Raw genomic sequence first — 9,401 nt, forward strand, 5'->3', positions numbered from 1 at the left:
GGAAGCGGTTTATTTAAATTATTGGTCGACTTTTACGCCAAACTCCAATGTTGCTGATGCTGATGGTGTAAGCGTACCTACCGTATATTTCACTTCCTTGCTGCCCGTTGCTGGTGCCGCAGTAGTAGGTTTCGCAGAGTTCGGCTGATATGTGGTGTAACTTGGAACCATATCCGAAATCACCACATTGGTTGCGTTCACATTGCCATCATTACTCGCTGTCACACGGTAATACACACATTGACCTGGCTTAGCTGCAATATTCGTACTAGAGTAAGTAGTTGGTGCTGAACAGTTTTCTGATAAGGCCTGCATTTTTGTTAAACGTACCTGACCTAAGTTAATCGTGGTCAAATCGGTTACAGAAACATTCGCTGGCTTGTTTGTCCCTGTCGGCTTAAAGGTTACGACTGTCGTATCCGTCACACCAGCTGTTGCAATCGCAGGAGCTTCTACTTTAACAATAATGTTAATCGACTCATTCTGAGATAAACCAGCAACGGTATTTGTAGTTCCAGCAGTTGTTGTATTTGCTAAAAGTGTTGCTAAAGAAGCACTACGAGCAACTTCCGTATCCCCTGTAATTAATTCATTGGTATCAGCTTTACCATTGTTATTCAAGTCCACATAAACAGAGGTATTTGCACCTGACAGTGTAGATGACCAATTCACATCAATAAGATACCCGTTCACACCCTCTGTTACGTTGCCAGAGTTTGTTAAAACATGCACGTATTCAACCGTACCGCCTGGTGCAACTTGACCTTGACGATCAGGCGTAAAGCTGAGCCCACGCTTCTCTGCAACTGTAACCGCATAAGTAATGTTATCTGACGTAGTTGTTGAAGGTGAGACAATATTCACTTGAATATTTTTAGTGTCACCGGCTGGGGTTCCTGCTGGTGGTGTCACCGTTACACAGAAACTTTTTGCCGCACCAGCTGCGATGTTTCCAGAGTTTGTCACTTTAGTGGTTGTACAGTTACCACTACCATCTTTTTCAAAGATTTCTACTGTCCAACCAGCAGGCACATTCGGTACAGTAATCGTGTAATTATCAGCAACATTACCTGTGTTTTTAATGGTTGCATCAAAAGTTACAGGAACCGCTGGTGGTGTGGTTTTACTTTCAACGGGTGCCGTTGTTCCCGCACCAGTACCATTTTCTGTAGTTGCATCTGGTTTATTCACCAAATCCACTGAGTTTCCAATAACAGGACCAGTAGATAACTTTAAAGTGTCTTTCACTTGATTCGTGATTGAGGTGCTTTCTAAAGTAAATGAATACCCAGAAGTATGAGCAGATGAACTTGGTAAAGTCACACGTACAACAAATTGTACTTTTTCACCAGGTTGGATTGGTCCAGAGTCCACAATACCATCACCATTAGTATCGGTAACGGGTGTCGCCCCATCTGCTTTTAAAATTTCAACAATGGTTCCCGTCGGCAAAGCAACCGTACCCGCAAATACAGCTAATGCTGCACGATTCACCGTTAGGTTGTAGCTGTCAACACGATCACCGCTATTGTGTACTACAACTTTATCGCCATCTGTTGTGCTTTGACCAAACACCACAGGAATACCAACCTTTGAACCCGCTAATTGGATTTTATCATCACCACTACCAGCAGCTGTTTCAGTATCGGTAAAAGCACTTGCAGCCGTATCGTTCAATGCGCCCTTATAGGTTCCAACCACAGGTACTTTCGATTCATTCGAAGGCGTAGTTCCTGTTGGTGTGGTTGTTGGCGGTGTCGTTGGTAAGTCAGTTATGGTATATGGTGTCCCATTTTTACCATCTGGATCGACATATGCCGTGTTATTCACGCTATTCAATGCTGAAGATTGAACCGTAACTTTAAACTTCAATGTACCCGTGGTATTGGCAGCTAAACTTGCAATATTAAATAAGAACCGTTTATTCGTCGTATCATATTGATAGTTATCAGTATCTGTAGACGTATCAGTTAAGTCTGTTGAGCTACCACTATATTTTGCTGAATTTGGCTTATAAGTCACATTGGCTGGCAAAACGTCAAAAATCGCAACATTGGTTGCTGCTGCATTACCAGTATTTTTAAAAGTTAAGGTGTATTCAATTTCTTCACCTGCTTTTGCAGTACTAATACTTGCAGCTTTCGTAATCGTGACCACAGCTCCACTGGTGATGGTGACTGTATCTGTGTTACTGATTGAACTTGTCGTATATAAACTTGCTTTTGCTGCAGAGGCGGTTGCAGTCAATTCAAGTTTATCAAACTGACCAGTCGTTGCAGTCGATGGAGTAGTTGCTACCACGACTAAGCCAACATCTTCACCGGCTTGTAATTCAATCGTTTTGCCTGGCACATTTAAATTCACTGCGTCATCAGGTACGCCATCTTTATTCTTGTCGATATAAACAGCGAACTTATCTGAGGCGAAGTCAAAAGTATTCGAGCCAGAAGCATGGTTATCCAAATCTGCAAGTGAAATGGTAAATGTATCGGTACCATTACCTGTATTGGTCAAAATATGCGACATGGTGGCTTGACCATTCGGCACAGTCGTTACTGAACGATCTTGAACCAAGGTAAAACTACCCACTTGTGCAACAACAGTTTTAACTTCATTTGAGGTAACAGTACGTGTTGTCCCAGTATTATCTGTATACGATGCAGTCGCAACGTTACTAATATTGGTTCCAGCAACAGGTGTTGCAGCCATTGCTTGGCTACTCACAAACACCACCCCACCCATCACTGCAAGTGATGCAGCAATTTTACTTAATTGAAAGTTATGTTTCATAAAAGAATCCATAAAAGCGATTGATTTGAAGCGAAAATTATTCAGCCGCGTTTACACGTACTTGTGCTGCAACGGTGATTTTTTGTTTAGGTTTTAATTCATCGACCTGCCACTGCAAGGCGCGGTATTCACTCAAAGGCACATTCACTTTTTTCCCGTTTTCAATACGGGTTAATGGGGCTTTTGCAAAATGGACACCGTCTGTAGAAGCATAGGTATTTTTCGGCGTATTTTTTCCGGTGTAGCTAACATAAGCAGGAAGTGGCAAATTCAACTTCAAGGCTTTCAAGCTACTGTTGGATTGATTGCTATACGTCACCTGATACTCAAGCACCTGATTCGGTTTAACCTGATCGGTGGTTTTCAGCTCTTTCTGAGTGTTTTTATCAACATTAACTTGAAAAACTTTCATCTGTGCAGATAAAGGGTTTTCATTTGCATAGACCATGGACGACATGCCCATCGCCAATACAAGTGTTGTAAGCCCACCAAAATTTTTATTTTTCATCACTACCTCAATTACACTGAGTATCAAATGCTGTACATAAAGACAACAAACAGGAATTAAAATACCAATTTTGGTGACATATGTCACACTATTTTTTAATTTTTGTTGTTTAGTTTACAGTTACTCAAATTTACAGCTTTTTTACATAAAATCAACATTGTGGTAAAAATAGCGTAATATGAATATAAAATAAGCAAAATATTGAGCGCAAGGTAAGACGACTCATAGGTGATGGCCTACAAATATACAAAGCGAGAAATCTATTAGAAGAATTAAATAATGAACAAGAAAAAATTATTAAAACGATAAAATTCAAATATTTAACTAGATACAATCTGCATTAAAAAATGCTTTGAACATGCTCAAATATATATCCATAAAAGCTAAAAATAGAATCCTTTTTAATCTGCTAATGCAGTCGATGAAAAGATAATTAAAGTGATACAAATCACATTTTAGTTGCCAGTGGTTCAGCCTAAAATCATCAGTTTTGAACTGATTGAGTAAGATCACGACAACCATCGAACTGAAAAATCCATTTCTTCGACAGAACAATTATCAGTATAAACATATGATATAAAAAAAATTATAATTAGGCTTCCAAACTAAAGTACGTATAAATACTTTATTTACTTGCTAAATTTGGGCAGTTCGAAGCCCAAAAACGATACATTTAAGCAATCTTCAAGAAAATATGACTCTTGGGTCTAAATAATGTTGTTTGAATATCGAAATAAGTTAAGATCGATTAAGTTTTATGCTGAATAATACTCAGTATCGTAATGATCATGTAGTGACCATAAACAATAAGGTGCTCTTAACCATTCATACTTCTTCTAAAAAAGCGTGATAAGCCTTCTTGGTTGAAGCTGTCTCATTCTTACTTCAACCTGTTAAAAGTCCATAAAAAAAACCGAGTGACATTCACTCGGTTTTTTTATCATTCACTGATTACAAATGAAATCAATGAATTGCCTTTTTCATCCAGTATTACAACGTATGCTGGTCTTTCACATCTTCAAGAACATCATCGAGCTCTTCTGGATTTTTCATCAAGTGGAGAATAGACAATACGAGTCCACCCCAAACAAACAACATTGAAATCACCATCATTATGATTGCTGAAGTATTCATTTTTTTTCTCCTAGCGATCTTTAACTTTGCTGAGTACGATTGCGACGACAGCACAGAAAATCACACTGCCCCAACCAAATAGCCCTTGCAGACTCATGCTATAGGTATCGTAACCATTTTTCACCAAATTAAATAACGTCATGCTCAACGTTGTTAATAACACGAGTGAAGTAATTACGGTCAAGGTAAATGCCCAACCCTTACCGAGTTGAATCGTGGAAATACGGTTTACGTGATCACGCAACTCAATCAATGCTGAACGCTTAAACCAAGTAATACAAAGAATAGAAACAAGCGCGCCACCCACAATGCCAATGTTATTGATAAAGTGATCCACGATATCCACCAGTTTAATCGCATTCACACTTGAGAATAAGATCACTGAAACCAGCGCACTACCACCACCGATAATGGTAACTGCTTTTTTACGGCTCCATTTTAACTTATCCTGCATTGCTGCAATCGGCACTTCCAAGATACTAACCATGGAAGAAATACCGGCAACAAATAATGATGAGAAGAACAATAGACCGAATAAATCAGCACCTGCACCAAGACTTGAAATGATTTTCGGGAAAGCAATAAATGCCAAACCGATACCACCACTCACCACATCTTGAACTTCTTTGCCTGCGGCATGCGCCATAAAGCCCAATGCAGCAAAAATACCAATACCCGCCAAGATTTCAGTTGAAGCATTGGCAAAACCAACGATTAAACCTGAGCCTGTCAAATTGGTCTTTGGCTTTAAGTAAGATGCATAAGTCACCATGATCCCGAAACCCACAGAAAGCGAGAAGAAGGTATGACCATACGCCGCCAACCACACTTTATAGTCCATCATCGCAGACCAGTTCGGTGTAAAGAATGCGTTTAAGCCTTCTGCGGCACCTGGCAAACGAAGTGATTGCACCACTAAAATGGTAAATAAAACGAACAATAAAGGCATGAAAATCTTATTCGATAATTCAACACCTTTTTTAACCCCACCAAACAGAATAATTAAGGTCAGTGCCCAAATTCCCACGATTGGCCAAAATAAATGGCTTACAAACTGTAAATCGAAACCTGTTGCTTTCGAAGTTTGTAAGTAGGCATTAAAGAAGAAACTTTCAGGGTCACTGCCCCAAGTCTGACCAATCGAGAAGTAAACATAGCTTCCCGCCCACGTCAGTACGCTGGCATAGTACAAACCAATGATGATACACACACAGACTTGCCACCAACCCAGTGTTTCACCGCCTTTAAACAAAGCCCGATAGGCTTTAGGTGGTGACCCCGAACTACGGTGTCCCGTTGCATAATCTAAAAATAACAGAGGTAAACCAGCGGTAATTAACGCCAATAAATAAGGAATAAGAAAGGCGCCGCCACCATTTTCATAAGCAACATAAGGGAAACGCCAAATATTACCTAAACCTACAGCCGAACCTACAGCTGCAATAATAAAACCAGATCGTGATGTCCAGTTTTCACGAGTTCCTGACATAAAACACCTAAACCTAGGTCCCTTTTAATTGCTTTTTATTTGGTTATCTCGCAACAAAAAAGAACCATTTAATATTAATCTTGAGTGTTTGATTTAGCTTCGACCTTTTGGGTGCAAGGTTCTAAATGACAAACAGAGGAGTTTTCACAAAACCTTGGTTAAAGTGTGTCGATTAAACTTCCCTTTTATATGGTTCAACAATACTCACTTTTATAAAAATATTCTGTAATTTCTGCTTCAAATATTCCATTTTTATAATGTGTGCTGATTCAACCGTTCAATTAATCAGCTTATTTATTGTACAAAATTAGTTATAAATTAACAAACTTTTTGGAATGATTTGTTGCATCTATTTTCATGCATAAAATTTGAAGATCCTACATCGATACTCAGCCTACTGAAAAATCAATCTAAAGGATGCTAAAGCTATCAATCTCCTGCACAAAACATTACTTTTCACATTTTTATTCAAATATTCACTCCATCTGGAAAGATTGATCATCTTTCTGATGAACATCACATGCATGCATACAACTTTTTAATATTGTTCCGTACTTACAGTGCAGTCGTATTTAAAACTGCGCGATACCAGTGATGCTCTATATTTAAAAGAGAAACCACCAAAGCCAGTCATTGCGTAGAACATCATCAGTTTCACTAGATCAATCCAGCATTCATCAGACTATTTAAAAGATGCTGATCTAAAGCACTAAGCAAAAATTATAAGCCATTCACTTTTGTCAGCTTAGGCTTACAAATAGCGTAGTTAAAATGCTGTATGAACAACAGCCACCGCCATGTATATTTAAATCATCAGGAAACAGGACGTTTCCCAAACTTAAAACAACAATAATCAGTTTGAGCATCAGGATGTGAGATATGACAGGAGTTGTATCTAAACACTGAAATACAAAGAAACCTCGACAGGATGTCGGGGTTTCTTTTTATCTATATTTCCACAGTTAAAGCTGAATATAAGTCCGAAATCCTCGACTCGCATAGTACGAAGCAGCGCCATTATGATAGGTAAACGTACGACCATAGCGCTGATCACAAAAAATTGCCCCGCCTTGCTGACGTAATTCAGCTGGAGTTTCAACCCAACTGGATGTTTTCAAGTCAAAATTAAAGATCTGCTGTAAAAGATAATACTGTTGTTCCGTCATTAAGCTTAAGTCATAAGCCTGTACCCAATCGAGCACTGTATTTTCAGGCGGATGGTCTTTACGACTCAATAGTGCCTCTCGGTCATAACACATGCTCCGTCGCCCTTTTGGGGACTCAATTGAACAATCAAAAAAATACACATCTTGTGTATTCGGTAAAGCCACGACATCGGGCTCACCACCACTTATTTCCATTTGTTGTAACGCATATAGTTTTTCAGGAGACTGCAAAAGTTGTTCTCGGACAAATGCCCAACTAATTTGTCTATGACGTTCAGTATGCTGTTGAAACCGTTGTTCTAAGGTATTGAATAAATGTTTAGTTTGCTCAGGTTCGAGTTTTTTCTGCTGCTTAATCATTGTTATTGTACTGCCTTATTTAATGCTACCTTTAGCATAGCACTCTCCTTCAAACACGACCAAATATCACCCAACGGTACACCGATTTTGCAAAAATAAAGGCCCTCAAAATGCGAGCCTTTTATTTTTTTGGGGTTTGATTAAGAAGATGCTTTGATTGAACTTGAAACTTTCACCTGAGTTTTAACTGCTTCTTCAGCACTATTTAAACGGATAAAAGAAACCGCTATCGCAGCAAGTACCGCAGGAATCGCCACAGCAATAAAATTCAACTTATGTGGTAATTCCATGCCCAACAATACACCAATGACAATTGGACCCACGATTGCCCCCACACGGCCAATGCCAGATGCCCAACCCAACCCAGTTGAACGAACAGCTAGCGGATAATATTGCGCCACATAACTATATAGCAAAATACTACAACCGATCGAAGCGGCTCCTGCAAGTGCAACCAATAAATAAATTACAGGTTGTGGCGAATTAAAGCCTAAACCCACCAATGCAAATGCCCCGACAGTCAACATGCTAATAATGACAGGTTTCAAGTGGAAACGATCCGCGAGCACACCACCACCAGCAGTGCCGATCACCGCACCAATGTTCAAAGAAAGGAGGAACATTAAACTGCTGCCCATCGAATAACCCGCAGCCATCATCAGTTTTGGTAACCAGCTTCCTAAGGCATAAACCATCAATAAGCACATGAAGAAGCAGCACCAAAATAAAACTGTACCCATACCACGACCATTTTTAAACAAGGCAGCGACAGATGCATCAGGGACTTTCGCTTCGTTCAGCACTAGAACAGTATCTGAAGTTACAGTCTCTTCAGGGACCAGACGTTGAATAATGCTGCGTGCCTTTTCTGTTTGCTGGTCTTTCACTAAAAAAGTGACTGATTCAGGTAAAAATTTCCATAAAATCGGAATAAACAGTAATGGAATACCAGCAATGAAAAACATGATCTTCCAGCCAAATGTTGGCGTAAATGCAACACCTAGTAGTGCTGCCATAATCCCACCCATTGCATAGCCACTAAACATCGCAGTCACCAAAGTGCTACGAAACTTCTGCGGCGCATATTCCGAAGTTAAAGCGACCAAGTTCGGTAACACACCCCCAATTCCAAGACCCGCGATAAAGCGTAAAATACCAAATTCAGTCGGGTTTGAAGCAAAGCCACCCGCAAAAGTGAACCCACTAAATAACGTAACACAGATAATAATGACTTTTTTACGGCCAATTTTATCAGCCAGCATCCCAAATAGCATTGCACCAAACATCATGCCTGCTAGGGCAGTACTGGCCAGCATTCCCGCTTGAACAGCCGTCATGCCCCACTCTTTCATTAAAAGTGGTAAAGCCACACCGTTAATTGCTAAATCATAGCCGTCAAACAAGACGACGAATAAGCACCACAAAACAACCGTTAAATGAAAAGGCTTAAACTTGGCCTGATCGATTACAGCATTTACATTCATTGTTGTCGCTGTCATTTTTCCCTCACCTCCAATTGTGAGCTTTATTATAAAAAGTGAACCTAAATTCACTTTTACATAAAATGAATCATAATTCAGTTTTTGTCTATAAATAAAACAATTGAAACGGCTTTTTTTGGAAAAACTAGACTAAAGTTGTATAAAAATCACACAAAATGATTCGCGTTTTTCGAATTCTTTGATGAATAATAGATATTTCACATAATTTTAATTTATATAAATGCATTTTTTTTATAATTTAGCGTGTATTTCCGCTCTATTCTTTTTATTGTTTAATATTTTCAGCATAAAAAAATCCCCCTAACCGTTAAGTTAGGGGGATTTAGAATTAATGAGCTGGCGATGACTTACTCTCACATGGATAACTCCACACTACCATCAGCGCTAAGAGGTTTCACTTCTGAGTTCGGGAAGGGATCAGGTGGTTCACTCTTGCTATTGTCGCCAGCACA

General features: G+C 39.4%; 6 protein-coding genes and 1 rRNA gene. All 7 read right to left on the reverse strand.

The genetic code is table 11. The features are described from left to right. Positions 1–18: 18 nt before the first annotated feature. The gene (locus tag GVX98_RS16485) at positions 19–2,790 is read right to left on the reverse strand and encodes a DUF11 domain-containing protein (RefSeq protein WP_159128695.1); all 2,772 of its coding nucleotides are present in this window, start codon (positions 2,788–2,790) and stop codon (positions 19–21) included. 37 nt (positions 2,791–2,827) lie between these two features. Further along, complete coding sequence (locus GVX98_RS16490) at positions 2,828–3,298, reverse strand: hypothetical protein (RefSeq protein ID WP_159128696.1); 471 nt, start codon at positions 3,296–3,298, stop codon at positions 2,828–2,830. 990 nt (positions 3,299–4,288) lie between these two features. After that, complete coding sequence (locus tag GVX98_RS16495; protein WP_078425158.1) at positions 4,289–4,432, reverse strand: methionine/alanine import family NSS transporter small subunit; 144 nt, start codon at positions 4,430–4,432, stop codon at positions 4,289–4,291. A gap of 10 nt (positions 4,433–4,442) precedes the next feature. Beyond that, on the reverse strand, positions 4,443–5,921 hold the full coding sequence (locus GVX98_RS16500) for a sodium-dependent transporter (protein ID WP_159128697.1): 1,479 nt from the start codon (positions 5,919–5,921) through the stop codon (positions 4,443–4,445). A 962-nt stretch (positions 5,922–6,883) separates the two neighbouring features. After that, positions 6,884–7,447 (reverse strand): DUF4256 domain-containing protein, encoded by a 564-nt coding sequence (locus GVX98_RS16505; RefSeq protein WP_159128698.1) that lies wholly within the window; start codon positions 7,445–7,447, stop codon positions 6,884–6,886. Positions 7,448–7,587: 140 nt separating this feature from the next. Continuing rightward, entirely contained in the window at positions 7,588–8,946 is a 1,359-nt protein-coding gene (locus GVX98_RS16510; protein ID WP_004691886.1) for an MFS transporter, read from the reverse strand. A 337-nt stretch (positions 8,947–9,283) separates the two neighbouring features. Further along, a 5S ribosomal RNA gene (gene rrf, locus GVX98_RS16515) occupies positions 9,284–9,398 on the reverse strand. Between the last annotated feature and the right edge of the window lie 3 nt (positions 9,399–9,401).

Origin of the sequence: Acinetobacter sp. 8I-beige (assembly GCF_902505955.1) — a bacterium.
Lineage (GTDB): Bacteria > Pseudomonadota > Gammaproteobacteria > Pseudomonadales > Moraxellaceae > Acinetobacter > Acinetobacter johnsonii.